The following is a 26,348-nucleotide window of genomic DNA, read 5'->3' as shown; positions in this document are numbered from 1 at the left end:
AGATAATCAGCAGGCAACTATGAACTACTCCCTTGCTCCGATTTTAAACGCCGCCGGAATTGCCATCTATGTATCACTGGGTTTGACGGCTCTCTACGGCGTCTTTTGTGTGATTCTGCTGGTCAGACAAATCTCACAAAAACGCTTCATGACACAAAATGCAGCCAATGAATTTCTCGATCAGATTCATGAAGACATCGAAAAGAAGGATTATGAATCGGTGATCAACCTCTGCGATTCGCCTCCTTACTGGAGCAAAGCAGTCCCTCAGCTGATTCTGGTCGCGATGGCAAACCTGGAACGTCCTGCAAAAAAACTCAGGCAGATGCTCGCGGAAAAGTTTGAACGGGATATTCTGGCCGACCTGGAATACCGCATGTCCTGGATCAGTACGATTGTCAAAAGCGCCCCGATGCTGGGTCTATTGGGTACGGTGATCGGGATGATCAACGCGTTTGACAAGATCGGCAACATGCAGGAATCGGGCGGCGACCCCAGTCAACTGGCGGGAGAAATCAGTTTTGCATTATTCACAACAGCCGCCGGACTGGCAGTAGCAATTCCACTGGTCCTCGCGGGCGCACTAATCCATGTACGCATCGGCAAACTGCAGGATTCCGTGCAGGAACACACGGGCGAATTTCTCGAGATTCTCGAAGACTCCCGGAAGTCATGATTCAATAAGGCACAAAGAACATGGCACGCAAGAAATCATTATTCAACTCTGATTCCGATGGCTGGAAGAAACGTCCGGCTGCTGGAGGGGGTGACGATCTCGACATCACGCCGATGATTGATGTCACATTCCTGCTGCTGATTTTTTTCATGGTCACTTCAACCATGCAGGCCACTCAGGACTCCGATGTTCCCGTGGCACGGCATGGAGTTGGCGTCGATACGCGGGGTTCCACCATCGTCCTGGTTCACAACGATGGAAACGGACTTAACGGTCAAAGTGTGGTCGAGATGAAAGAAGCTGGTGGCACAACTGAAGTTACACTGGAAGAACTGACGGCCCGCGTGCGCGAACGGGTTCAGAACGGCGTCATGGATGTCATTATCAAAGCGGATCGCGGAGTGCCGCATGGATTTGTACAGGAAGTCACACGTGCGGTGACCGAAGTGGATGGCGTGAAATTTTATATTGGAATTGAAGAAAAGAAAAATAACTGAATTTCCCGCTCAGAAGAGCGTAAGACAGATTAGATCCTGACAAACTGATACTCAAACACTGAATTTCAAATGCCGATCAAGTTTTATTGTAAAAAGTGTGGTCAACGGTTAAGCATTACCAGCAAAAAAGCGGGTAAGTCTGTCGCCTGCCCTGCGTGCCGCAGCCGGATCACCATCCCTTTTGAGAGCGAGGAGAAGCGTAGTAATCCGCCTCCAGTGGAAGAACCACCTCCCCCGCCTCGAAAGAAAACCTCAAAGCCAGCCCCCACACCAGTCGCAGACACGCCACTGGATGAGGAACAGGACCAGTTATTACACGACCTGGATGACCTGGGACCAATCGGCGAAAGCTGGGACGAACTGCTCGCCGGTGACTGGGAACAGGAAACGGAAACCGAACCGGAATCGTTCTCGCAACCTGAACCTGCGGTATCTGACAAGCGAAAAGAACCCGAACCTCCGGCAGAACAGGAAGCACCTCAGCTGGAGTCAGCTCCCGAAGAACTCCTGGAAGATGAAGAAGAGCTGTTCGAAGAGGAGGATATCTTAGAGGAAGTCGAAGAGACCTTCGCTGCAGAGCCGGAGCCTGAACCAGTCGCAGAAAGTGAACCAGCGGTTTTCGAGGAAGTGATCGAACCGGAACCTCCGCTCGAAACGGTTTCCGAACCTGTCACCAGTGAAATCGAACCCGAGCCTGAAGAAACAACCGCTCCTCCCGTTGCAGAAACAGAGATCGAAGAGGTATCAGAAACCCAAACTGCTGCCGCGACTGCTGCTGTAAAATATTATCATCCCGAAGAAGACGATGAAGAGGATGACGACGAGGATGGTTTTTCTATTCGTTCCGTCGATTCGGAATTTGAAGAGATGGATCTGACGCCGATGGTCGACGTCACGTTCCTGCTGTTGATTTTCTTCATGATTACCGCTTCATTCAGTCTGCAGAAAAGTATCCAGGTGCCGCCCCCCAATCCGGATGAAGATGGCGTCTCACAGTCTCTGCAGACACTGGATGACTTTCGGGAAGAATCCATCATCGTCGAAATCGATAATAATAACGGGATTTACGTTGATGACACGAAACTCTCCAATCCTTCGGAAATCGTCCAGGCAATCCTGGATCGACGCGATGCGGATGGAAAACCGAAATCGGAACTGGTATTAAGCGCCCATAAGGCAGCCCGACATGAAACGGTGGTCGCAGTGGTGGACGCAGCAAATGAAGTCGGCATGCAAAAAATCCGACTCGCCTCTTACAAGGGGCCCGAAGACTGACCCATTCCTGGCAGAAGACTCCTGCAATGTATGACTCCGACCTTCAGTATAGATAAGTATTTGAAATGGCAAGTTTAGAAATCTCATTCCTGTCTGGAAAACATCAGATCATCGAGCTGTCCAAACAACAGCCCGTTTCGATCGGCAGTCATGCCTCCAATGATTTGCAGATTGACGATGAGAGTGTTGCTTCAATGCAATGTCGTATCAGCTGGAATAAAAAAGGCTTCGAAGTTCTCGCTGCAACCAGTGAGGGTATCGAAATCAACGGTGTCATGTCCGGCCGATCCCTGCTGAAAGATGGCGACCTGATCCGGATTGGTGAGGCGGACATTCTGTTTGTGGATCAAGTCGATCTGCTTGACCTCGAAGCCCCCCTGCCTGATGTTTCAGATGATGAAGAAGGCTCCATGTACGATCTGAAGCCGGTCAGCCAGGATGAACTGGAACTGGTGTTACAGAACCCGCTCAAGCCAAAAGCAGAAGAGGAAGATCCCCAGGATAAAAAATCACAGAGAGAGAAGAAACCCAAAAAAAAGAAGTCTTCCAAATCAGCAAAGTCTTCCAAACGGGAGGAATCGACTGAGGACGAGAGCGAAGCAGGCGTGAATCTCGACGACCTGGACCTGGCTTCTGCTGCCGAACTTCTGGTGGATGACGAATCGAATTCTACAGCGTCACCTCAGCCCCGCACGTTTCTGTCCCGTTCCAGTGAGCATTCCACAGAAGAGGAAGAACCAGACAACGATTCCCCCGAGAAACAACAGACCCCGCTCTCACTGAAAGACCGCGTCCGTCGACGTTCAACCCGCAATGCAGTGCGTCCGGGTGAACGCCAGGTGGTTCGCTCTCCATTTGTACTCTCACTGGCAGGCGGCAGTATTCTGCTGGCGCTGGTCGCCTTAACGTTCTGGTTCGTCATTGGTCGGGATACCGCGAAGCGACATTTCGATGCAGCGGTTCAGGAGATGGAGGCAGGCAAGTATTCTCAGGCCATTCAGCTGTTTGAACACTTTCTGGAAAATTACAGCAAAAGTGACTACGCCGACGATGCACGCATCCTGCTCAGTGAATCACTGGTGGAAAAAGAAATTTCCGGTTCGACTCCCGCCTGGAATGCAGGTCTGGAAGCGACGAACCAGTTCATCAAAAAACATCGCGATGACTCTGATTTTAAAGAGCGCTACCCTGCACTGGTCGATTATGGACAGCGTATCGCCCTCGGAGCTGTCGAAACGGCCAGCCGCACCAAAGAACGCGATCTGTTAACAGTCTCCAGTAATGCAGAGAAGATCATCACGCGCTACAGTCCGACCGACGCGCCGCCCACAGAGCTGTTAGCCAAAATCAAAGCAGGTTATGAAAAAGCAGAAGCAGAAATTCTGCGCAAAGAAGTCTTTGATGTCGCCGTGAAAGAGATTGAAGAATCCATCAAGCAGAAAAAAACTCTGGAAGCTCTGAAACAGAGACGCCACCTGCTGGACCGCTACCCCTATTATCAAAACGATCGCAAGATGGCGACAGTATTGACACAGATACTGGAACTGGAAAAATCACTGGTCCAGACCAGCAATGATGCAGTACCAGCGGCGACGGAAGACTATCCGGTACAATTTCCCCAGGCAGTGACGCTCTCGCTGCACACGAGATCCCGTTCGAATGAAGTTTCCGATGGACGCAATGTCTTTGCGTTAGCCAATGGCAGTTGCTTCGGCATTGATTCGATTACGGGTGACCCGATCTGGCGTCGCCCCACAGGCCTGGATGCACCGTTTGCTCCCTTGACGATCGCCGGCAGTGAACCCTCTCTGTTGCTGTACGATACGCGTCAACGCGAACTGTTGTGTGTCACACAGAAAAATGGAACTCTGGTCTGGCGACAGCCCATGCCTTCCCGCCCGACCGGGAAACCCCTGGTGTACCAGGGGCAGATCATTGTCTCCTGCAGTGGAGGCGAGTTGCTGAATCTGGACCTGCTGAAGGGAGACATCGTTTCCCAACTCAAATTCGCCCAGCCTCTCGTCGGTGCACCGGGACTGGTTTATGGCGAACAGGCTGTCGCCGTCCCCGGTTTTGAAGCAGTCATCTACCTGGTCAGTCTGCGCCCCTTTGAATGCCAGAAGGTCGCTTCGCTTGGCCATCGCCCGGGCACGATCCAGATCCCCATTCTTCCCATGGGCAAGCTGCTGCTGGTTTGTGAGAACGATCGTGCTGACTCTGCATTGCTGCATGTTCTGGATGGAAACGGACAGAACGCGACACTCAACGAACTGGAACAGTTCCGAATCAAGGGGCAGGTTCACAGCTTGCCTGTCCTGCGTGGCAAGCAGATGTTTTTCCCGACCGTTCCGGAACGCATCACAGCGTTTACCGTCACAGACGAAGAGGGCAAACGCAAGCTGACCGAAATCGCGTCGGCTCAGCTACAGGATCCCCTTTCCTGTCAGATCTATCTTTCTGCCGGTTCTGGTGGACAACTCTGGATGTGCAGCTCTGCACTGCGTAAATTCACGCTCCAGAATACGGGGATCACTCTGGATAAAAATAAAATCGCAGATGGTCTGGGTTCTCAACCGATGCAGCTGATCGGGAACAACCTCTATCTGGCCCGTCGTCTGCTTTCATCCAATTCCGTCATCTTCACGATCGCCAATCGGGATGAAATGTCGAGTACCTGGAAATCGATTCTGGGCACTGACATCATCGCCACCTATCCTTACGGAGCCGGCGATCAACGGGGACTGGTCTGCATTACTTCGGATGGCGACATCTTCCGCCTGCGTGAGAGTGATTTTGATTCGGGAGAATCGCCGTTCAAAGAAAAATCGAGTACACAACTCAAGCTCCCCGAAACTCTCACAACATCTTTACAATCAAGTCGTCTGTCGAATGGAAAAATAGCCGTTTACTGCGGTGCCCCTCAGCCGACCCTCTGGATTCTGAACCAGTTCGGACAACTGGAAGAAACGATTGACATTAAATCGCCTCTCGATGCGCCCCCCGTACTGATCGGTGACGGAATTGCACTCCCGTTTCGCAAGCGAATCGCGGTCTACCGCAAGGGGCGCGGCCTGGATTCCGTTCTGGAACATGTGCTCCCGGATGACGTCGATGCCAGCGTGAGCTGGAGACAACTGATCCCATCCGACAAAGATCAGTTTATCGCCATCACATCATCTGGCCAGATCTACTCACTCCAATACCGCACCAGCCCGGTTCGCCATCTGGCTGTCCTCTCTGTCACGGATAAAAAACAGCCCATCGATTTCAAAGCGGGAGTGGGGAAGGACGCGCTGGCAGTGGCGGATGCGTCAGGAGAACTACAATTGCTGGATCTGAAGTCGCTGCAACCCAAAGCCAGACTGCAGCTGGAATCTCCTGCGACCAGCGAACTCTGGTTAACAGATCAGTACCTGTTCGTCCAATCCAGGCAGAAGTTAAGCTGCTTAAACATTAATCAGGGGCTCGAGAAAATCTGGGACATTGATTTACCTGGCGTCTCGCTGGCTGGTCCACCCATCCTGATGAAAAATCAGCTGCTGCTTTCGCTGCAGAATGGAAAAGTACAATCGGTCGACTTACAGACTGGTAAAGTTGCAGCCGAACTGGTCGCGCCGCTCCCGGCGATCGGCTCCGTCGTCAATCTTGAGAATTTCCTGCTTGTACCAACCGTGGACGGCAGCCTGTATCGCATTGACCAGGCATTGCAGCAGAAAGGTCAGGCATCATTATGAGAAGACAGCGCAACTTTTTCCTGATCCTGTTCGCAATATTCGGGTTTTCACTCACAGTAGAACTCCCGGTTGCAGTCGCTCAGAATGAGAAAAAAACAGAGACGAAACCAGATCCCGCGAATCAGGAGACAAAGGACAAAGACTCAGCCAGTGAGGAAGTGGAAATCCTGCCGAAGCTGGATGAAATGAAAATCCCGACCGTGGAAGAACTGCTGAAGAAACCACCGGTCGACTGGATTGTGCTCGAGAACGATTCGGTGCTGGTCGTCGAACCGGTCTATCCCCGCCCTGACACTCTGGGACAACTCGACCTCGCCCTGAAAGAAAGCTACAACTGGCCTAAACCCAAAAGTAAAGAGGAAATCGAAGAACAGCGTAAAATGCGGGCCGATATGAATTTTATTCAGATCACCCTGATCGGCGACAAAGAAACTCCTGAATATCGAATTCAACGGAAAAGCGTCAAAGAAGTCATCCACCATGAAGATCTGATGATCAAAAGAATCGATCTGCTATTCCAGGAGAAAGACCTGAAAACCGGCTTTGAGCTCCTGCTGGTACTCGACCGGAAACATCGAGACTGGCCTGGCTTTGAGGACAGGCAGAAAAAGCTGATGCTGCTGGAAGCGCAGGACAAACAGAATTCACATCAGTATCTCAACGCTCTGGCTTATGTTCAGGATCTTCACAACCGCGCGCCTGAATATCCCGGGTTGAGTCAACTAGCCGGTGAAATCATCGATGTCATGATCTCGCAAGCGGTGAAGGAAAAAGCATACCGCAAAGCACACTATTATCTGAACCGTCTTGAATTGATGTATCCCCGGCAGGAAACGGTGATCAAATGGAAAACCGCTTTTCTCGATGAATCGAATTCCATTCTGAAAGCCGCCGAACAGGCAGCCAGCCAGCAACAGTATCCGGAAGCAATTCAAGCAGTTTCAACAGCAGTTGTCGTCTGGCCTGCCAATCCGAAACTTCGTGAATCTCTGCTGAGATACCAGAAGCGTTATCCCGTAATCAACGTAGGCGTGCTGGAAACGGCTCTGGATGAAACACCGTATTTTCTCGAACGCGAATCGACCCGCCGTCATCGTACATTAACCGAGATCCCGTTATTTGAAGTATCCAAAGTCGAACAAACTCCCCACTACCAGAGTCGCTTTTTTGAGCAATGGGAACCTACCGACCTGGGACGACGTGCTGACTTCATCTTGAGGCAGTCTTATTCCTCCTGGGAATCCCATCCCACCATCATTGCTGCTGATATCACGAACTACCTGAGAAGTAAAATCACTCCGGGCTCCGCAAAATACGACGAACGCTTTGACAGTTATGTCCGTTCTGTTTCAACGACGGGCCCTTTTACCTTCAGAGTTTACTTTGATCGTGTCCCGCTGCGGACGGAATGGCTGCTCTCCAACCCGGTGAATTCTCCTCCGATCTGGCAGAATATCTCTACCATAGCGGAATCAGGAACTGCGGGGGCAGAACCATCACCGGCGGCGGATGAAATCCTCGCTTCCAGCCGCTTTATTGTCGATCATCAAAAGGATGGAATTGTCAGCTATCGCAGGTCCGTACCCGAACCAGCCGACCTGCGGGATTTCAATGTCGCCCAGATCAACGAGGTCCCCTATCCCAGTTTCGAAAAATCGTTTCAAGGCCTGCTGCTGGGTGAAGTCTCGGCACTCGCTTTTTTACCGGCCAAGCTGGTCTCCTATTTTCAGGATAGCGAAGACTTCAATGTCGTGCAGAGCGCCATTCCTCTGACTCACGTCCTGCAGTTCAATCCCGAGAGCAAGCCGATGCAGGTCATCGAACTAAGGCGCGCGCTCGCCTACTCGATCGACCGGCAGAAGATTTTATCAGAAACCCTGCTGCACGAATCCCGTCTGTTGAACGGTCGACTGGTCACGGCACCATACTTTACCGGCCTGCAGGTTTATAATCAGCAGGTGCCTCAACGCGAATACAGTTTCCCGCTGGCGGTCGCGCTGGCGGTCGCTTCACAAAAAAAACTGGGGGGTAAATTTCCCACACTCCATATGCTCTGTGATCCCAATCCGGAAGCCCAGGCCGCAGCTCAGGAAATGATCAAAGCCTGGTCCCAGATCGGGCTGAAAGTCGTACTGATCCCGAATACCCCAGAAGAAGCCACAAAAGAAAATCAGCAATGGGATATCGTCTACCGCACGGTTGTCATGACCGAGCCCGTGGCAGAACTCTGGCCATTCCTGACGGTGGGTAAGGGCGCACAAATCGAATCGCTGGAAATCCTCCCGGACTGGATGCGACTCTCACTGATTGAACTCGACGAAGCAACAGACTGGGAATCGGCTACAGAGCTGATAAAAAAACTGCAGCAGCAGCTCTACTCGATGGCTCATATCATCCCACTCTGGGAGATTGATCGGTTTCATGTCTTTCGCAAAAACATTAAAGGCTATGCGGATCGCCCTTTGAATTTTTATGACAACGTCGAGCAATGGGTACCGGAACCCTATTATCCCGATGTGCAATTCTTTACTCAGAAATAAATGGTGTTGCTTCTGCGATCGTCAGTTTAAATTTGGAAATTTAATGTCTCAGTTCACTGGTTTGAAATCTTATTGCTGCCTTCTCATCCTCGGGATGCTCTCTGCTCCCGCGACGGGACCGCTTTACGCGCAGGCAGCTCCAGCTGAGACCAGCATCGCTTCAAACCTGCATATCAGCTTGAGGCCATACCGGACCCGCATCGAAATTGCCTGCGATCCACAAACCAGACTCGACGAGTTTGAACGCCAGTCTCTGCAGCAACAGTTGTATCAGATCATTGAGCGTTCCGTAGGAGAAAAGTGGCTGCTCAAGGAGCCCGGTACTCCCCAGGCAGATACAAATACTGGCATCTTTGAAAACCGCTGGTTACCACTCTGTACTTCCACTGGTTTATCCCGTTTACAACCGGAACAGATACTCGAACGGTACCCGCAGCAGCCATTCGAGAAACTGTTTCTGATTACCATCGAACCGGCAGGCATTGGCTATCGCATTTCAGGCAGAGAATTCGATTATTATTCACAACGACTCAGCCCGCTCTCTGAAAAGACCACTTATGAAAAAATGTTTCTGGCAGAGACCACGTTTAATTTACTGCGAGATCTGTTTTCCTCTGTCGTCAGCATCGAAACAGTGGAGGGAGAACAGGTCACCGTCAGCGAGCAGGCCAGCCAGTATCTCACCCCCGATCCCGGCGTTGCCACGGTGCAAACCAATTCTTACTTTCTGCCATTTTTTCGCTATCTGAATCGAGACAGAGAAGTCAAAAACATCCAGATGATTCCCTGGACCTATCTCGAAATTGAAGAAGTGGATCGCAAGCATGCGACCTGTTCTGTTACCTCCGCTCTGCGAGGCATCCTGGGTGGCAGTCGGCGGCGCGTCGAAACGCTGGCCCTCCAGGTTCAGCCCCGTTACCCGGAAACAGAATTGTCATTAATCCCTCGGGGGACTTCGACCCAAACTTACGCCGGCATGAAAGTCCAGCTGTCACCCCTCAACCCGCAGGAAGTCCGCCAGTTGCAGATTGCGGCGAAAAAAGAGAGTGAAGAAACCAAAAAACCGCTGAAAGAACCCGATTATGTCACGAGTGAGTTTCTGACCAATCGGAGTGGTACAATCGAAATCAATGTCGATCCGCAGCAACCCCTGATCTGGCTGTATATTCGCAGTGGAAAAGCTTTGGTCGCCAATGTCCCTTATCTGCCCGGCATTGATTCACAGATTTCGATCCAGATTCCCGATGATCGAATTCGACTCGGCGTAGAAGGCGAACTGGCGGTCCTCAACGGAGAACTCATCGAAGCCGTCGCCGATCTCTCAATGAAAATGTCACGCATCCGCCGGTGGGCTAAAAGCGAAGACTGGGACAAAGTCAACACCGGCATCCGCGAACTGGAAAGTGAACTCTCGCCCCGCAAAATCTTTCAGGATAAACTGAACGTCATTCGCGTCTCTGCAGTCAAAGCTGCCCAGGCCCAGAATAACAGAACCGCACAGGCCCGCATCGCCAGCCTCTGTCGCGAAACGGGAGACCGGATCGAACGTTTCCTGAACCCGACAAGCATCATTGACCTGAAGACTGAAATCCAGGATTTAAAACAACTGTCGGGTAACGATAAAAAACGCTGATCTCTCATACTGAAATAACAACAATACCATGTGGACGCTCTCTTCCATCTCCGTCTATCCCGTGAAATCACTGGACCCGGTTTGTGTCGATCAGGCCGCACTGCTCCCCAGTGGTGCACTGACAGGCGATCGTCAATTTGCCCTGTTCGATGAGTCAGGCAAAGTCATCAACGGTAAACAGTACCCGGCCATCCATCAGATCCGCGCGGAGTTCGATCTCGCAGAACAATCGGTTCAGCTTTCTGTCCCACAGCAGTCAATCAAATCCGTCCGTTTCCCGCTGGTTGCCAGTCAGCCTGAACTCGAATCTTGGTTCAGCGACTATTTTCAGACCCGGGTCCACATCCAGGAGAATCGCGAGACCGGCTTTCCAGATGACCTGGCAGCGTCAGGCCCGACGATTATCAGTACGCAGACGTACGAAGAACTGGCGCGGTGGTTCCCGGAAATTTCCATCGAAGAACTGCGGCTCCGTTTTCGCGCCAACCTGGAATTTACCGGCGACCTTCCCTTCTGCGAAGATCGTCTTTATGCGGCTGAAGAACCATCGGTGCAGTTTCAGATTGGCACAGTCACCTTCACAGGATCGAACCCCTGTAAACGCTGTGTCGTTCCCTCCCGCTCTCCCTGGTCGGGAGACACAGACCCTCAGTTTATGAAGACGTTCATTCGGAAACGACAGGAAACATTTCCGGCCTGGGGAGATCGCAGCCTGTTTCAAAACATGTACCGACTGGCCGTCAACACCAGGCTCGCTGGCACTGAAAACGATGTTTCTTTACGGCTACACGTGGGAGATCCGCTGAAAATCCTCAAATGAGGCCCGGGTTATAAGCCGAACAGACTCCCATAATCGAGAAACTATAAACGGCACAACTGCTACAACTGATTCCCGAGGCGAATCGCTTAGCGGAATACACTGCATTTTTCCAAGATCGCAGCAGACACCCTGAAAACAGTACGCTAAGTTTCAGGTGTCGCTTTTTCTGAACATGACCAGATGGTCATTTTGGAGGAAGCCTGTAACGAAGAAGTTCCCCTCATTTATTCGCAGGGAATCGCGATGCTTGTCCTCAGCCGAAAAAAAGACGAAAAGATTATAATTGGAGATTCGATCACATTAATGGTGATTGAAATCAAAAACGATAAAGTACGACTTGGTATTGAAGCACCAAAAGATGTGACCGTGCATCGGGAAGAAGTCTACGCCGCCATCAAAGAACAGAGCGAGCACGACAACACCAACTGCGAAACTCCGTAAGCAGTCTCCCCTTCCACAACACCTGGTATGCGGGAGCTGCTTTCAGCTGTCCTGTGCCTGGGCCCACATTTTATCGAAGACTTTTCGTTGCTCAGCTAATGCAGCTACTGTATCTGTTGCGGGCAGCTTTCCTTCTTCGAGCATCAGCCAGCCGGTATAATTCGCGTCTGCCATTAACTTGAAAAACTCCTTATGTGGATAAGGGTTATTCAGCAGATCGTGAATATGTGTCGTATCCCCTAAGCGATCTTTGACCATCGCAAAATTCGCTGCCAGCCCTGCCCCTTCCAGATCCTGCTTATTGCAGTTCCAGCAGATGGCCACGTTCGGATGAACGGCGACATCCAGGATTTTACGAATCGTAGGCAGATGGGCACATTTGCCGTGAACTTCCAGTCGGATCTGTTGACCGAAGCCCTGACCGAATTCACCAAGCTCATTCAATGATTTTCCGATCTGTTCGATCGTCACACTTTCGGGAACGCCGACATGGAAGGAATCCGGTTTCACCTTGACCCCTGTCCCCCCAACATCGTGACTGAGCTTGATGAAGTCCTTCGTATCGGCAATGGCCTTCTTTAATACAATCGGATCGGGACTGTCATAGCGTTCATTGCTGCCGATCCCGACTAAGGTAACCGGACTGTCCGCAAATCGTTTGGCAACTTCCTTCCGCTGCGTCTCGGTCAATGTACGTTCGACGCCATGGGCATGAGTGGTTCTCAATTCGACGCCCAGGACATTCGCCGTCTCACAATTCTTCAACAGCGTCGGCAGATCCCAGTCCTTGGCCCACTGGTAAGTCACCAGACCATACTGGGCCTGCTTTGGCGATTTTTTTTCTGCAAACACGGAACTCGACAGTCCACTGCCTAATGCGAAAACGCTTCCGGCAGCTGCTGTTTTTAAAAAGTCGCGGCGTGAGTAAAAGTCCATGTCTGCAGTCTCCAGAGTAGTTTGATACGGAATGAATCGATCACTGAGAAAAGTTCAGATCTCTTCCCGGCTCATTGATCTTACCTATTATTACTGATTCACGAGAGAGATTACAAACCACTTTTCGCCGATTTCTGAATCATCCACACAAGCAGAGGGAGCCGGCTGCTTTACAATAAAACTCAATCCTTTTATAAAACAGAGCAGGACCAGTATCGTCAGCGGGAAAACTGTTTCTTTCCCGTATTTCAATAAATCGACTGTTGACTTTTTACGATTTGATTTTGAGTAAGACCATGAACGAAAAAACCGCACCCGAAAAATTTACCTTTCAGGCTGAAATCAAAAAACTTCTGGATTTGCTCTCACACTCCCTTTACCAGAACCGAGAAATCGCAATCCGGGAGCTCATTTCAAACGCCTCCGATGCGTTGGACAAATTTCGATTCATCTCGCTGACCGATGAATCGGCCAAAGAAGATCAACCGCTGGAAATCCGCCTGGAACCCGATTCCGAAAACCGCATCCTCGCGATTGTCGATAATGGCGTCGGCATGACACACGATGAACTGATTGAGAACATCGGTACTATCGCTCACAGCGGTTCCCTCGACTTTTTAAGCAAAGCCGCCGGCGATAAAAAAGAAGAAGTCTCACTGATCGGTAAGTTCGGCGTCGGTTTTTATTCGGCGTTCATGCTGGCCGACAAAGTCGAAGTTCTCACCCGCAGCTATCAGGACGAGTCCGGCTACAAATGGGAATCGGATGGAACCGGGTCCTTTACGATCGAACCACAGGCCGACCTGCCACGCGGCACATCCATTCGCCTGCATCTGCGCAAAGACCTGGACGAATACACCGACGAAACCCGTTTGAAATTCATCCTGAAAAAATATTCCACCTTCGTCCCCTACCCGATCAAAATCGGCGAAGAACTCGTCAACGATCAGAAGCCGATCTGGATCGAACCCAAAACACAACTCACCCAGGAACAGTACGACGGGTTCTACCAGTATCTCGCCCATAACGGAGAAGATTCGGCCCGCTGGCATCTACACCTCAGCAGCGATTCCCCGTTCCAGTTCCACTGCATCCTGTACTGCCCGCAGACCAACCTGGAACTGATGGGCTTCGGACGCACCGAACATGGCATCAGCCTGTGTGCCAAACGCATCCTGGTTCAGAACGATAACCGCGACCTGCTTCCTGAATACCTGCGATTCCTGTACGGTCTCGTCGATTCAGCCGATCTCCCGTTGAATATTTCGCGTGAATCACTGCAGGACAATACTGTCTTCCGCAAAATTAAAAAGGTGCTCACCAAACGCGTGCTCACCCATCTGTCTTCCATCGCCAAAGATGACGAAGAGAAATATCTCGAGTTCTATCGTCAGTTCGGCAGCGCCCTGCGGGAAGGGATTGGCACCGATTTTGAAAACCGCGATGCCCTCGCCAAACTGCTGCGATTCCCCTCTTCCAAAGGGTCTTCCGAAACCGAACTGTTTTCGCTGGAAGCCTACCTGGAACGGGCCGGCGAAGATCAGAAGCAGATCTATTACCTGGGCGGAAACGATTTCAACACGATCGCCCGTAACCCCAACCTGGAAATCTTCCGCAAGAAAGGGATCGAAGTCTTCTACCTCGAAGACCCGATGGACGAAATCGTCCTTTCCAACCTGGCGAAGTTCTCCGACCACGATATCGTCTCTATCGATTCCGCCGACGTCAAACTGCCCGGCGATGAAAAAACCGATGACGACTCCGAGGAATCTGCAGAGAAAAAAGAAGAGACCAAAGAACCGGCCTCACCCGAGTTTGAAAAAGTCCTCTCCCTGTTCCAGGAAGAACTCAAGGATGATGTCGAATCGGTCACCAAATCCGATCGCCTGACTGACAGTCCCTGCTGCCTGGTCATGCCGGAAGGAGCCATCAGTTCTCAACTGCAGAAAGTGTTGAGCATGGGCAACAAAGATTTCCCAACAACCAAACGGATTCTGGAAATCAACCCGGACGCCGAGCTCATCAAACGGCTCTGCACGCTCTCTTCCAACAGCGATCAGCACGCCTTCATCAAACAGTGCGGCCGACAGCTGTTCTGGAATGCTTCACTGATGACGGGCATCGCCACCAGCCCGGAACAGATCACCGAGAACATTCAGAGCATGATGGAAGAACTCGCACAGAAACGATCACCCATTATTACTTAGGGAAGACGAACTGAATCGTATTTCGCTCACCGCGGTTCCATCTCAGGAGCCGCGGTGTAGTAATACATGTGAGGCACTTCCGGCTGGAACAGCCCCACCCGATTCCACGGCGTCAGCATCCGTTCTGCCTGTTTGACAGCCTGCCTGATTTCCGCTTTCGCCACCCGGGGCTGCTGCTCGTACTCTGACACCAGTTGTAACCAGTGATCAACGGTCTGCACGAACTCGCTGTCGTCGGCGCATAAAAATAACGGCTGCTTCTGTTCCTGGCCGCGTTGATGCTCAAAGCTGGTCGCGGCTGCAAAATAAAACAGGGTGCTCGCCGTAAACAGATCGAAATCAAATCGACTGCGATAACAGCAGGCCACCAGCCGATCGATCAGCGTCCGCTCCGCCAGCAGCGAATCGGAATACTCGGAGAGCTGCTCCTGGAGACGACTCTTCTTCCAGTCTGTTTCCAGCAGAGAAACCAGCCGCTCAATGCTGCATAATGTCTGTGCGATGCCAGTGCTGTGCAGCGGATCAATAAATCCCGCTGTATGAGGCAGCAAGGCCCAGTCAGGGCCAGCACATTCTGTCCAGCCCCGTTGCAGACGCCCCGTGGTCACCAGTCCCGCTTCCGGCGCGACGACCGTCGCCTTCGCGAACTGTGCTTCAATCGAGGGATAACGAGCCAGCATCTGCTGCCAGTCCAGAGCGGCGTGTCGCTCATCCAGTACAAAGCCTGCGCTGGTGATACCGTTATTGAACTGCAGTTGCCACATCCAACCCTCCGGCAACACATGATGCAAGGCCGCCTGATCGCAGGCAAACGGATATTCTGCCTGATCGATCCCATTCTCTGCCAGAATCTCATCCCACAGTCTGACGTCTCTGAAATGTCCATACATCGCGCGCGACCGGGTGGCGAACTCCAACTGCGGTCTGATTCCCAAAGCCCGAGGTACCAGACCGGCGGCTCCGGTCGCATCAATCAGAAAGGCAGCCTGCATCTGTATTGATTCGCCCTCTCTGTTGCCCGTGATTACCCAGCCGTCTGAGTTCTCGAGCTGCACTTCGGTCTGGTCCATGTACAAAACATCCGACTTCTTAACTTCCTTCGCGAAAAATTCATCCACGTCCGCCCGGTACCAGTGCGTATCCGCCAGCGGTTCACTTAAATTCGCTGTCACCAGCAGTTCTGTCCCGTGTGCGGGCTCTGTCTGAAACATCTGGCCTGGTTGATGGGAGAAGTAACTGAAGCCCCGTTTGACGCCACAGGCGATGTCGGGAGCAGCCTGCTGCCACGTTCCATACTTGCAAAATGGTTGAAATTGTGGAAGATCGTACTTCTGGGACAGTGATTGCAGCAGATAGCCGGCGGCCGGGGTCGACGATTCTCCAATCGAGAAGCGGGGATGTGTTCCGCGATCAATCAGAACGACCGACAGGCCGATGCGGTCCAGCAGCAGTGCCGTCAGGCTGCCTCCAAAGCCGGCTCCCAGAATCACGACGTCAAATTGCTGCATGAGAGTGGATTGATTCTACTTTGATCAGAGTTTGAATAACATTTCGCAGCAGACATATTAACCGATTGCTGACTCAAAGGCAGGTTCAGAAGGATAGATCATGCAGATACAACCGGTTCTCATCAACGGACAATGGATTCCCTCCACAGGCACCACCAGCTTTCAGGCAGTCAACCCGGCGACAGCCGAAGCACTGGAACCCGTTTTCCCTGTCAGCCCCTGGGACGAAATTAAATCGGCACTCGAAGCGGCTGCCGCAGCTGCCAAGACGATGCGCGGCTGGTCGGGAGAGCGTTTCGCCGCCTATCTGGAAGCGTACGCCAACGAGATTGAAAACCGCGCCGACGACCTGGTCGCGACCGCGCATGCAGAGACCGGCTACCCGGAATCGCCTCGTCTGCGAGACGGCGAACTGCCCCGCACGACGAACCAGCTCCGCCAGGCAGCGACACATGCCCGCGAAGGTTCCTGGACACAACCCACGATCGACACTGCAACCGGCATCGGTTCAATGTTTGGTCCGATTGGCCCGGTGGCGGTCTTCGGCCCGAACAATTTCCCTTTCGCTTTCAACAGTATTGCCGGCGGTGATTTCGCTGCTGCCGTTGCTGCCGGGAATCCGGTGATCGCGAAAGGACATTCCTCGCATCCCAGAACCACACAGATTTTCGCGGAAGCTGCCGACGCTGCCGCCAAAGCGACCGACATGCCCGCAGGCTTCGTCCAGCTGATCTACCGCACGAGTCATGCAGACGGTTGCCGGTTCGTTTCGCATCCCCTGATGGGTGCCATCGGTTATACCGGCGGACGGAGTGCAGGGCTCACAATCAAAGAAGCCGCCGACAAAGCGGGCAAGCCGGTCTACCTGGAACTTTCCAGTATCAACCCGGTCTTCATTCTGCCCGGTGCGTTGACCGAACGGGGTGCCGACATCGCGGAAGAATTCAAAGGGAGCTGCCTGATGGGAACGGGGCAGTTCTGCACCAATCCCGGTCTGGTCGTCCTCAAAGCCGGTGAAACCGCCGATGCGTTTATTGAAGCCGTCAAAGAGAAGTTCGAAGCCGCCCCCGCGGGCGTTCTGCTGGGCGAAGGAGTACAACGCGGCTTTCAGTCGGGCATCACTGCGATTCAAAACGCTGGCGCCACACTGGTCACTGGTGGGCTGCAAACCGATGGTCCCGGATTCTCCTGTGCGAATACGCTGCTCAAAGCCAGCGGCAGCAAGTTCCTGGAAAACCCGGCCGCCCTGCAGGAAGAAGCCTTCGGAAACAGTTCGCTGATCGTCGTCGCCGACTCGGACGAGCAGTTAATCCAGATCGCCGAATGCCTGGAAGGAAATCTGACCGGCTGCATTTACAGTCATACCGGCGGGGAAGACGATGGACTCTATGATCAGCTGGCCCCTGCCCTGCGTCAGAAAGTGGGACGTCTGCTGAACGACAAGATGCCAACCGGCGTCGCCGTGAGTCCGGCGATGAACCACGGCGGCCCCTTCCCATCGACGGGGCATCCGGTCTTTACCTCGGTCGGAATTCCCGCGGCCATTCACAGATTTTCCATGCTGCAGTGCTACGACAACGTCCGCCCGCAACGTCTGCCTGAAGCGTTACAGCCGAAAAACCCGAACGGCAGCCTGTGGCGGTATATTGATGGAATGTACACACAGGCCGACTATGAAGCATAATCGCAGGTTCGATTGGGGCTGAAATCGCAGCAGGAAAAGCGGTTCAGAAACGTTCAGAGCATTGATTCGGCGAACCTGCCAGACGGTAGGAGCCTCTATACGACTAAGCACTGAGAAAATATGAATTTACAATGATTTTTTTTGCCCGTAACGTTGTGAAGTGATTGTGGTTGTTGCTATTATCCTGACTCAGTCATCAAACGGCCTGTCGAGCAGCGGCAACCAACCCCGCCGCAAAACATGCTCCGGCCGATCAAATACAGTAAGAACAAATGAGGGCGTAGCTCAGTTGGTAGAGCAACGGACTTTTAATCCGTAGGTCCAGGGTTCGAATCCCTGCGCCCTCATTTCCTTACTTCTTTATCCGCAACACTTTGCGATTCTTCTTCCATACCGCTTTGTTCGTCATTTTGGGCACTACTACGCGAAGTACTACGAAGACTTGCATTGCACGAAGCCCATACAGATCGGGCGGTATCCTGGGCATTTTCTTCCACGTAGAATTCTTGAGTTGTGGCAATGCTCTCGTGTCGCATCAGCTCTTTCAGCTCAAACACTTTCACGCGTCTTGACCACCGAAAACCGAATGATCGCCTGAGATCATGAGCAGAGGCGTATCGTGGTTTCCGTTCCCCTGTTTCCTTATCAATGTTTCCCTTATCTCCGACAACCACGTTTGCCCGTTCTCCAAAACTCGCAACCATTTTGGAGACGGAAGAGGGCAACATTCTGTCTGTATGCCGTCGCATCGCTTCAGGATTGAATACAGGGCCTGTTCTCTCGTCCCCTGGGACCTGCTGCAGGAAATCATAGAACTCTGGTGTCATTGGCAACAAACGGTCTTTATTGCCTTTCTCAGCTTCTGCCCGAATCCTGAACATTGGAAATTCGCCAGTCAGGTCAATACAGATTCCGTCCTCGCGGTCCCAGAATAGATTCAGAGATTCTTCCAACCGCAACCCAGACCACCAGAGCCCCCAGAGATAAAACTCCCATGAAGCAACAATCTCGGTTTTCCTCTGCCTGCTTTTCTCGCTTTCACCTGGATACTTCACAACTTCCGGAATTGTTGAGATCATCCGTTCCAGTTCTTCCAATGTGATAGGACGTCCCCGCATTGCTTTTTTCGTTCGCGCTCTTTTGAATTTCGGGAAGTCGGGAACCTTTGCAATCAGCTTCTGAGATTTTGCCCAGTTGAACGCCGCTTTCAGGTGGCCCAGGCTGTTTTTGATGGTGACGTCTTCCAGTCCCTGCTTTCGGAGTTTCTTCACCAGCTTACTGATAGCTGTCTCATTCAGATTGACCAGGCGTTTCGGGTTACAGTGCGTTTCAACATAATTGAAAACCGTCCCTATCTTCTGCTGTGTGCGTTCTGCCAGCCCCGCAGCCTCTTCCGTCTCGTATCGGTCTCGAAAGTCTTTCCAGGTGATTGTGGAGCGTCTGAAGTACGTTCCCTCGTTCAATTCCTTTTCAGTCTGGCCTGCTATCCGTTCAGCATCCCGCTTGATATTGGTTTTCGTACTCTGCCACCGTTCCCGGCCTGTATCCGGATCTATCCAGCGCATCTGCCAGAATCGACTTTTCTTCTGTTTGCTCAAATAGACGTTGATCATTGGTGTTCCCTTACTTCTGAGAAAAAAAGACGACACTGTGTCGCCATTTAATTAACTCCGACACTGTGTCGGAGTTTTTAAAACCCCCGTTCCGTCACTGTGTCGGAACGGGAAAACAGGCAAAGCGCAGAGTAGTCATAGTGACCACCTTAATTAAGGACGACACCGTGTCGCCCTTTTTAAAATCCCCGAAGGGACAAAATGTCCCCTCGGAGAAAACAAGGCGTTTATTGATGTTTTTCAGAATCGGTCACGGGTCGATAGATTTGCAGACCGTGGTGTTTCAGCAGATCGGGGGCAGCTGCTTCTGGATCCAGTTGCCCCCACTCCAGCAGGTCCTGGGCATGCTGTTTCAGATAGCGTTCTGCCTTCTGTCTGGCCTTCTCCGGATCGGAAGTGTTGAACACCCTGATTAGAACCTCTTCACCGCATGAGGGGTTTACGTCGAACGTATGACCTTCGTGGACTTCGTAGAGCTCTGGGGGGCCTTCGATCTCTTCCGGCAGTTCTTCTGGTTCATTTAAGGGGGACACTGTGTCCCCCTTTTGTTCGGTCGGTTCCAGGTCAGCTGGATTGATGGAACGCGCGATGAAAGCCCGTTTGCGGATTTCCCCATCTCCGCACTGGTCAAGCCGTCTGTTCAAGTCTCCAACGATTTGTTCGCACTGTCCCCGGGGGCCATCGAGAGTGATAAATGCGGGGGGAAGATCATATTCGTTTTTCGGCTTCCAGGGAGTCGGCAGAGACACACTGAGATTCGCATACTTACTGCCGACGCGAACCCTGATGTGCCAGTGTGATACAAAGCCGTCTTTACTGGCTGCGATGCGTTCACGGTTGAGAATGGAAGCGACCTCAGCAGCTGTTTTGGCTTTCTTGTACGTTGGTGTATTCGGGGGAACTGATCGCCATGATTGCGGTTCCCAGCCTTCCGGAACTTTGACCAGGTAAACTGGCCAGTTATGCCGCGGGGCTTCGATTCGCAGCAGATCATCAGCAGCTGGATTGCCAAACGGGGGAGCTGTGACCGGCTCCAGTGCTGACCAGTTGGTTGACCGCTGGAACAGCTGGTCGACGGGGGAAACGTAGAGAGTGTCACAAACGCCGTTGTGAGAGAGAGTAGTGCTCATAAGAGGCACCTTTCTTTACGCCGAAGCGTAAAAAAAGAACCCATACTCTCACACACAGTTCCGAGGCAGACAAGTGCTGCCTTGGGGGCCTCGCGGCTACCCCACTCTGCGCAAGAGTATGGATTCTTGGTTACTTGTTGTTTTTCGGAAATCATCACTTGTTGCCTTTCGGCTTTCGGACCTGCATTTTTAACCGCAGATCCTCGATTGTCAACACTGACTCAATAATTCTCCCGAAGGTTCATTTTGGACCTTCGGGAAAAACAGCGAAAAACGCTTTGTTTTTCCCGAAGCGACATTTTGGCGCTTCGGGAGATTCAACGATTGGATTTATTGTTCTTTCGGAGTTTGAAAACACTGTTCATCCGTGGTAGTCTCTTGTTACCAATTCACATATCTCTTGCTCACGGATAATTGAAATGTCTGACCCAAAACCAACCTGCTTTATCATCATGCCGATTTCTACACCAGGCGCTTACCACGAGCGATATAAGCAAGACAAAGATCATTTCAAACATGTTTTAGATTGCTTGCTCATTCCAGCAGTCGAAGAAGCTGGATTTGAGGCAATCCCTCCGATCGCTGAGGGAGCCGAACACATCCATGCAAAGATCATATCGACTCTTACCGACTGCGATTTAGTTCTCTGTGACATGTCGATTCTAAACGCTAATGTTTTTTTTGAACTTGGTGTCAGAACAGCCCTAGATAAACCTGTTGCTTTAATTGCCGATTCTGAAACGGCTGGTTCTCCACCAGGGGTTCCGTTCGATGTTTCAAACATTAACTTTCATACATACAATCCATCCTTAACTGCATGGGAAACCAAAGACGAGATACCTGCCCTTGTCAATCATATTGAAAAATGCGTGAAATCTAGTGATAGTAGAAATACGCTTTGGAAATATTATGGCGTCACTCAAAAGGGAATGCTCAATCCAGAGGATGCTACAGTTTCAAACAAGCTAGACCTGATTTTGACGGAAAACACAAATTTAAGATCGGATATTTCTGCGTTACAAAGAAGGATGAATTTAGCTTCTCATGAATCCTCACTCTCTAGGAAAGAAGAGAAAAAACGATTAGCTAAAATTCTTAATGTTGATGATCCAGACAATGCTGAAATTTACTTAAATAACCGATTGTTTCATGTTGAAATTGCAGACACGATAGTGCCGATGCTACTCACTGATTTACTTGATCTTGCTGAAGCCGATAAGAAAAATATAGTGTTTTCGAAAGCAGGATCAGGTATTGTTCGATTAGTAGATCAAGACCCCCTATCTCCCAAGACAGTAACCACTAAGACAACAACAACTCAGCCTCCTGATCACACGAAATTCAGTTCCTCTCGGGATCCAGAATGAATTCACGAGGAATATCAGCGACAACAGCCAGCTCGAAAGAATTACGATTTTCATCCGGTCCGTACTCAATAGAAACCTCATCTCCTCCGAGATCCAGCACTGTCTTGTAATCTGGATTATGCCTATCAAACGCCAGGCTTGATTCCCTGCGATTCAATTTGAAATTGTCCAGCTCCATCAATTCAGGCGCCAGTATCCCAATATAGAGATACACTTCAGACTTCAAAACGGGATTCTTAACCGCTGACATCGTCATTGTTTCAAAATCGTAAATCGTCAAGAAAAAACGCCCTGCCTCAGCGTGTGGTTGTATGTGTGCTGAGAGCTTTCGTGTTTTATGATCACACATGAATCGCTCTTCAGGTTCTGGATAGAAGCAATCAAATTCTGAATTCTCGCTATTTTCCATTTTCAAAAGATCCCTTTATTTCCCTGGATAACTCAATACTGAAATTGCAGGCTTGTACGGGGGATGCCTTAAAGGAGGTCCCACCCGGGGACCGGGATTCAGCGGGCCTTGTCCGGTCAGTTTTTCAATTCCTTTTATCAGGTTCTCGAGAACTCCCGTCTGCTTGTCCGTGGCTTCAAGTTGTTTACGGGAGAGATTGACCATCTCACCTGAACCAGGTTGAGCAACTGGTTGTTTTTGTTCCTGAGGAGATTGCTTGCGCTGTGCTTCTTGAACTCGAATGGTAGGTTTCTGGTCTTCTTTCGGAGAATTTTTCATATTCTCAGCAGCAAAGCCGGCTGCTTTATGGATAAATTCTCGCCTTAAAAGACGGTCGGATATTGCAATTTGTTTATCGAGAAATTTGGTGTATGGTGCCTCCTCACCAGATTTATCAGCAGAATCTTTCCTGAGCCCCTTCAAATACAGATTATCCAGCATGACTGGACTTAAGCTTCCACCGGATATCATGGGGCTCACTTGTTTCGATGCTTCATGGGCTCCCCAGGCGAGTTGTTTGTTAAACCAGCTTGTAGGTGCCTCTTCGAGAGCACTGTTGACCAGATTCCTGGAAGAAGCCTGAATCGCATCAGAATCGCCTGACAGCCTTAACTGTTCAACATTTGATTTGTTTCCTTCATCAGCTGCGACCAGGTGTTGTTTACCTCCTGCATTGATATCTGAGAGCTTCTGCTCAAAAACCGCCTGTTGTTCCTTCCCGAGTGGGAAAATAGCTCCCTGGACATAATTCTGTGTTTCCTGAACTCCCTTATCTTTACTCAGGTACCTTTTGATTACAGCATCATATTCCTGGGCAAACGGATTCTCTGCGAAGAATGCGCGAGATAACTCAGGACTCTGTTGAGCTATCTTCACTCGTTCAGTTGTTGTTTTTGCCTGGGTGAAAGCATCGATCTGATCCTGGGGGACTGTGAAGCTACCCAGATCATCTTTCGCTTTTTTCTTTGGAACAAAGTTTTTCAGACGCCCGGCAAGAGTTTTCGCTGCAGTGCCTGTGATTGCTCCGGTTTCATCCTCCAGCAATTTATTTAGAGATACTACCAGTTCAGCTGCCTGCTCTGGTGTATCGTTGAAATTTTGAACTGAACTAATTGCCGGCAGTAGATTTTTACCGACCAAGGGGAGTTGTGTCACACGCGCTGTATTCGCGATGTTTTGCATGAAACCAACATTCTCTTTCATGTTGGTGTTACCAGTCCGGTTCGCCACGTCCAGGGCTCTGGCTGCGATCGTCTGAGCTGCATCCAGATCATTAGGCTGTAATTCAAAGGCGGCCTCAACAGCATTCAGCGCGTCTTTATTTGTGAGCTTTCCCTTTGCCGAAAATGCGTCTGACAGTGCTGCAGCAACCAGCTTTGAATCAGTATCAGTTCTATCGGCAACACCAAGAATCTCATTCTCCAGATCCTGATTGCTCAACGTCTCATCTTTGGTGAAGTTGACACGAGTGGCACGCATCTGCTCTCCAAAGGTACGCCCCGCAACTTCGCGGTTTTGCTGATATTTTACCATGTCAGCATATTGTTTCTGGAATACCTGAACTGCTCCAGTCAAGCCACCAAACAAACCGATCGCACTTGTGACCGAAGCGTTCATCTTCGAAAATGTGCCTACTGTTGATCTCGAGCCACTATCGATTTTCCTGAAGGACCGGCCACCCGCATCCCCCATTTTTATCAGAGCACGTTGATTTCTTAGGACTTCTTTCTGCTGCCTGAGATAGGATTTGATTACATCTGCATCATCAGACACGAATTTGATTTCAACGTCATTATCTGCCATCGTCTTGACTTTCAAAAACCCTCCCCAGACGTAACGGCAAAGAGGTAAACCGGATTACGCCTGAAAAGGGAACGGAATAACTAAACCAAAAACAGACTCCCGCCTGATTCCGTTGCCTTTAATGAAGCAACATATTCGTCTTCGGATGCTGAAAGCTTCTCACCCAGCATCCCTTTATCTTCGCGATACTGTCGCCTGTACTTCTCATCGGCAGAATCATAATCTCTACCAGGCAAACTCAGTGTTGATTCCTGAGAGCCCGTGGAGTTTCCCAAAAATTCTTGAGACAACTCACCATCACAATCCGTGATCTTCAATGAAGCAATGTATTCTTCTTCACTCACAGTCAGTCTTGCTCCAAGCACTTCCTTGTCCGCTGCGTAGATTTGCCGGTATTCAGCATCTGTTTTCATCGCTAATTCCCCTGGTAAAACTAATCAAAAACCATCTCATCTCTGACCCGCTGTTTTTCCGATTCCAAGCGGTTCAACTCTTCCTCCTTTTGAGCTATTCTGGCATTGCACCTTTCCAGCTCCTGTTGCTTTAGAATCAGTTTCCTTTCTCTCTGATTGATGCGGTCCTGGTATTCACCGTCACTCTCACGATCGAATGGTTTGAAAATTTCGGTTTCTTTTCCAGGTCCGTCAGCAGAATGCAATTCGGTCAAGGCAGATTGGATAAGTCGAATATCAGTTTCAATTCGTTCGGCTTCCATTTTTTCGCTGTGAATTTCACGGTCGACTCGGATTTTCTCTTCATTGAGAATTCTCCACTCGTCGTGTAAATCCTGGTTGGTACAGCTGTTGATCAACTGGTTTCTAAAATCGTTGTTGATGAGAGACAGAACTTTTTTCAGTCGATTCTCAATGGGGACCAATGCCAGTTGTGTAAGCAGCCCTGCATCAACTTTTGATTGAACCTGTTTCTGCTCCTCAAGTATCTCATCACGCTGTTTGATGTATTCTGGCCGCTTCCTGAGTTGTTCCTGCATTTTTGCGCGTTTATCTATGGCAACTGTCATACCACCCTCTTTCAATGTCTGAACCCATTTGATTAAATCACCACTGTCAAAACGGATTTCACCATTCGGGAGTGCTATAAACGGGATCTTGTTGTCGCGAACAAGCTTTCCCAGTGCCGCGGCTGTAATCCCCAGCTTGGTTGCTGCTCCATGTTTTGTCAGTAGATCTGTCATGGTTTCAATTCTCTCTGATGATGACAAACTGAAAATATCGCCTGCAGGAATTGGCAGGAATTAGCAGGGCTCAGGAAAAAGTTTTTGCTCTTTCAGGTAGCGAGGGGGCATTTTCTTAACTGGGACTCGATACAGAGTGTTTATTTTTTCCACGCCTTCCATGTGATCGAGTACGCTTTTCATCTTTCTCCAGCCAATACTGAAGTATGAGGACAGCTCCTGAACACTCATTGGCTCCGTCAACATCTGATCTGCGATGTGTCGCAAAATGATTTCACGGTCTTCAGAATTCACAGCCGAAAACCCCTGGTTAAAATGGTTTCCAGGTCTTCCGGAAGCGATTGAGCGAATTGATTTTGTACCAAGTAGAGATTCATATCTTTTTGAAAACCCCTGTTTTTAAAGGCTTAATCTGAAATCGATTGTGCAATTCATGGTAGTGGTGGTGGTCCATTTATTTTTCGTTCTTACGCACACTTTCTGCGCCATACACCAGCCCCGCGCGTCAGATCCTCTGGGAAGGACCCGTGATTTTATCGCCGTAAGTCCTTGTTTTTGGTTGATCAGTGAGTGCCTCATTCCTGATTTTCCACCATGTCTGTTTTTTCGGTTTCGAGTTGCCTGTTGCACTTGTCTGGGCTGCTGACCAGCTGGGCTGCGTTGATGCGGATCCCGCAACCACCGGCCACCAACTGCAGCTTGCGTAACAAATCGTCTGTGGTGATGTGTTCGTTGATTGGCTCCAGGCTGACCAGGAAGAGGCTTTCTCTGCTGGTCTGCCCTGAGTCACCATCGTCTGAACGTTGTTGCTTTCGCATCATGATTCAACCCTCAAATAACC

At 50.6% G+C, this 26,348-nt stretch carries 20 protein-coding genes and 1 tRNA gene; 12 read left to right on the top strand and 9 right to left on the bottom strand.

The features are described 5' to 3' along the window. Positions 1 to 19: 19 nt before the first annotated feature. The 8 genes from ACN0YN_RS01705 to csrA all read left to right on the top strand — a co-directional run bounded on the left by ACN0YN_RS01705 (position 20) and on the right by csrA (position 11,616). A complete protein-coding gene (locus ACN0YN_RS01705) occupies positions 20 to 676 on the top strand; it encodes a MotA/TolQ/ExbB proton channel family protein (protein ID WP_417383245.1) in 657 nt (218 codons plus the stop codon). A 20-nt stretch (positions 677 to 696) separates the two neighbouring features. Then, positions 697 to 1,173, top strand: a complete 477-nt coding sequence (locus ACN0YN_RS01700; RefSeq protein ID WP_417383244.1) for an ExbD/TolR family protein — start codon at positions 697 to 699, stop codon at positions 1,171 to 1,173. A 69-nt stretch (positions 1,174 to 1,242) separates the two neighbouring features. Then, positions 1,243 to 2,448, top strand: a complete 1,206-nt coding sequence (locus tag ACN0YN_RS01695) for a biopolymer transporter ExbD (RefSeq protein ID WP_417383243.1) — start codon at positions 1,243 to 1,245, stop codon at positions 2,446 to 2,448. A 65-nt stretch (positions 2,449 to 2,513) separates the two neighbouring features. Further along, the gene (locus ACN0YN_RS01690; RefSeq protein WP_417383242.1) at positions 2,514 to 6,182 is read left to right on the top strand and encodes a PQQ-binding-like beta-propeller repeat protein; all 3,669 of its coding nucleotides are present in this window, start codon (positions 2,514 to 2,516) and stop codon (positions 6,180 to 6,182) included. Beyond that, positions 6,179 to 8,722, top strand: a complete 2,544-nt coding sequence (locus ACN0YN_RS01685; protein ID WP_417383241.1) for an ABC transporter substrate-binding protein — start codon at positions 6,179 to 6,181, stop codon at positions 8,720 to 8,722. The genes ACN0YN_RS01690 and ACN0YN_RS01685 overlap by 4 nt, the downstream gene beginning before the upstream one ends. A 43-nt stretch (positions 8,723 to 8,765) precedes the next feature. Then, the gene (locus tag ACN0YN_RS01680) at positions 8,766 to 10,355 is read left to right on the top strand and encodes a hypothetical protein (RefSeq protein WP_417383240.1); all 1,590 of its coding nucleotides are present in this window, start codon (positions 8,766 to 8,768) and stop codon (positions 10,353 to 10,355) included. Between the two features lie 28 nt (positions 10,356 to 10,383). After that, the gene (locus tag ACN0YN_RS01675; protein WP_417383239.1) at positions 10,384 to 11,175 is read left to right on the top strand and encodes an MOSC domain-containing protein; all 792 of its coding nucleotides are present in this window, start codon (positions 10,384 to 10,386) and stop codon (positions 11,173 to 11,175) included. A gap of 243 nt (positions 11,176 to 11,418) precedes the next feature. Next, positions 11,419 to 11,616 (top strand): carbon storage regulator CsrA, encoded by a 198-nt coding sequence (csrA, locus tag ACN0YN_RS01670; RefSeq protein WP_002647480.1) that lies wholly within the window; start codon positions 11,419 to 11,421, stop codon positions 11,614 to 11,616. 42 nt (positions 11,617 to 11,658) lie between these two features. Here the strand turns inward: csrA and ACN0YN_RS01665 are convergent, their stop codons facing one another. After that, positions 11,659 to 12,552 (bottom strand): TIM barrel protein, encoded by an 894-nt coding sequence (locus ACN0YN_RS01665; protein WP_417383238.1) that lies wholly within the window; start codon positions 12,550 to 12,552, stop codon positions 11,659 to 11,661. A 296-nt stretch (positions 12,553 to 12,848) separates the two neighbouring features. On the opposite strand from ACN0YN_RS01665, the gene htpG reads away from it, so the two are divergent. Then, a complete protein-coding gene (gene htpG, locus ACN0YN_RS01660) occupies positions 12,849 to 14,759 on the top strand; it encodes a molecular chaperone HtpG (protein WP_417383237.1) in 1,911 nt (636 codons plus the stop codon). Between the two features lie 26 nt (positions 14,760 to 14,785). On the opposite strand, the gene ACN0YN_RS01655 is transcribed toward htpG, so the two are convergent. Next, on the bottom strand, positions 14,786 to 16,267 hold the full coding sequence (locus ACN0YN_RS01655; protein ID WP_417383236.1) for an NAD(P)/FAD-dependent oxidoreductase: 1,482 nt from the start codon (positions 16,265 to 16,267) through the stop codon (positions 14,786 to 14,788). 100 nt (positions 16,268 to 16,367) lie between these two features. Here ACN0YN_RS01655 and ACN0YN_RS01650 point away from each other — a divergent pair, with 100 nt between their 5' ends. Continuing rightward, the gene (locus ACN0YN_RS01650; protein WP_417383235.1) at positions 16,368 to 17,951 is read left to right on the top strand and encodes an aldehyde dehydrogenase (NADP(+)); all 1,584 of its coding nucleotides are present in this window, start codon (positions 16,368 to 16,370) and stop codon (positions 17,949 to 17,951) included. 274 nt (positions 17,952 to 18,225) lie between these two features. Beyond that, positions 18,226 to 18,298: transfer RNA gene (locus tag ACN0YN_RS01645), tRNA-Lys, on the top strand. Here the strand turns inward: ACN0YN_RS01645 and ACN0YN_RS01640 are convergent. Further along, positions 18,296 to 19,564 carry a tyrosine-type recombinase/integrase gene (locus tag ACN0YN_RS01640; RefSeq protein ID WP_417383234.1) on the bottom strand — a complete coding sequence of 423 codons (1,269 nt, stop codon included), beginning with the start codon at positions 19,562 to 19,564 and terminating at the stop codon, positions 18,296 to 18,298. The genes ACN0YN_RS01645 and ACN0YN_RS01640 overlap by 3 nt on opposite strands. A 227-nt stretch (positions 19,565 to 19,791) precedes the next feature. Beyond that, positions 19,792 to 20,694 carry a hypothetical protein gene (locus ACN0YN_RS01635; protein WP_417383233.1) on the bottom strand — a complete coding sequence of 301 codons (903 nt, stop codon included), beginning with the start codon at positions 20,692 to 20,694 and terminating at the stop codon, positions 19,792 to 19,794. A 419-nt stretch (positions 20,695 to 21,113) separates the two neighbouring features. Here ACN0YN_RS01635 and ACN0YN_RS01630 point away from each other — a divergent pair, with 419 nt between their 5' ends. Further along, the gene (locus ACN0YN_RS01630) at positions 21,114 to 22,061 is read left to right on the top strand and encodes a hypothetical protein (RefSeq protein ID WP_417383232.1); all 948 of its coding nucleotides are present in this window, start codon (positions 21,114 to 21,116) and stop codon (positions 22,059 to 22,061) included. Here ACN0YN_RS01630 and ACN0YN_RS01625 read toward each other — a convergent pair. The 5 genes from ACN0YN_RS01625 to ACN0YN_RS01605 all read right to left on the bottom strand — a co-directional run bounded on the left by ACN0YN_RS01625 (position 22,036) and on the right by ACN0YN_RS01605 (position 26,328). After that, positions 22,036 to 22,470, bottom strand: coding sequence for a hypothetical protein (locus tag ACN0YN_RS01625; RefSeq protein ID WP_417383231.1), 435 nt, complete (start codon positions 22,468 to 22,470; stop codon positions 22,036 to 22,038). The genes ACN0YN_RS01630 and ACN0YN_RS01625 overlap by 26 nt on opposite strands. 15 nt (positions 22,471 to 22,485) lie before the next feature. Further along, complete coding sequence (locus ACN0YN_RS01620; protein WP_417383230.1) at positions 22,486 to 24,327, bottom strand: hypothetical protein; 1,842 nt, start codon at positions 24,325 to 24,327, stop codon at positions 22,486 to 22,488. Positions 24,328 to 24,392: 65 nt separating this feature from the next. Beyond that, the gene (locus ACN0YN_RS01615; protein WP_417383229.1) at positions 24,393 to 24,725 is read right to left on the bottom strand and encodes a hypothetical protein; all 333 of its coding nucleotides are present in this window, start codon (positions 24,723 to 24,725) and stop codon (positions 24,393 to 24,395) included. A 20-nt stretch (positions 24,726 to 24,745) separates the two neighbouring features. Further along, positions 24,746 to 25,507: a hypothetical protein gene (locus ACN0YN_RS01610; protein ID WP_417383228.1), complete on the bottom strand. Its 762-nt coding sequence runs from the start codon at positions 25,505 to 25,507 to the stop codon at positions 24,746 to 24,748. Positions 25,508 to 26,082: 575 nt separating this feature from the next. After that, positions 26,083 to 26,328: a hypothetical protein gene (locus ACN0YN_RS01605; RefSeq protein ID WP_417383227.1), complete on the bottom strand. Its 246-nt coding sequence runs from the start codon at positions 26,326 to 26,328 to the stop codon at positions 26,083 to 26,085. Between the last annotated feature and the right edge of the window lie 20 nt (positions 26,329 to 26,348).

Origin of the sequence: Gimesia sp. (assembly GCF_048260065.1) — a bacterium.
In the GTDB taxonomy this organism is placed as follows: Bacteria; Planctomycetota; Planctomycetia; order Planctomycetales; family Planctomycetaceae; genus Gimesia.
The sequence above is the reverse complement of the archived record's forward strand: the minus strand, read 5'-3'. Positions and strand labels throughout refer to the sequence as shown.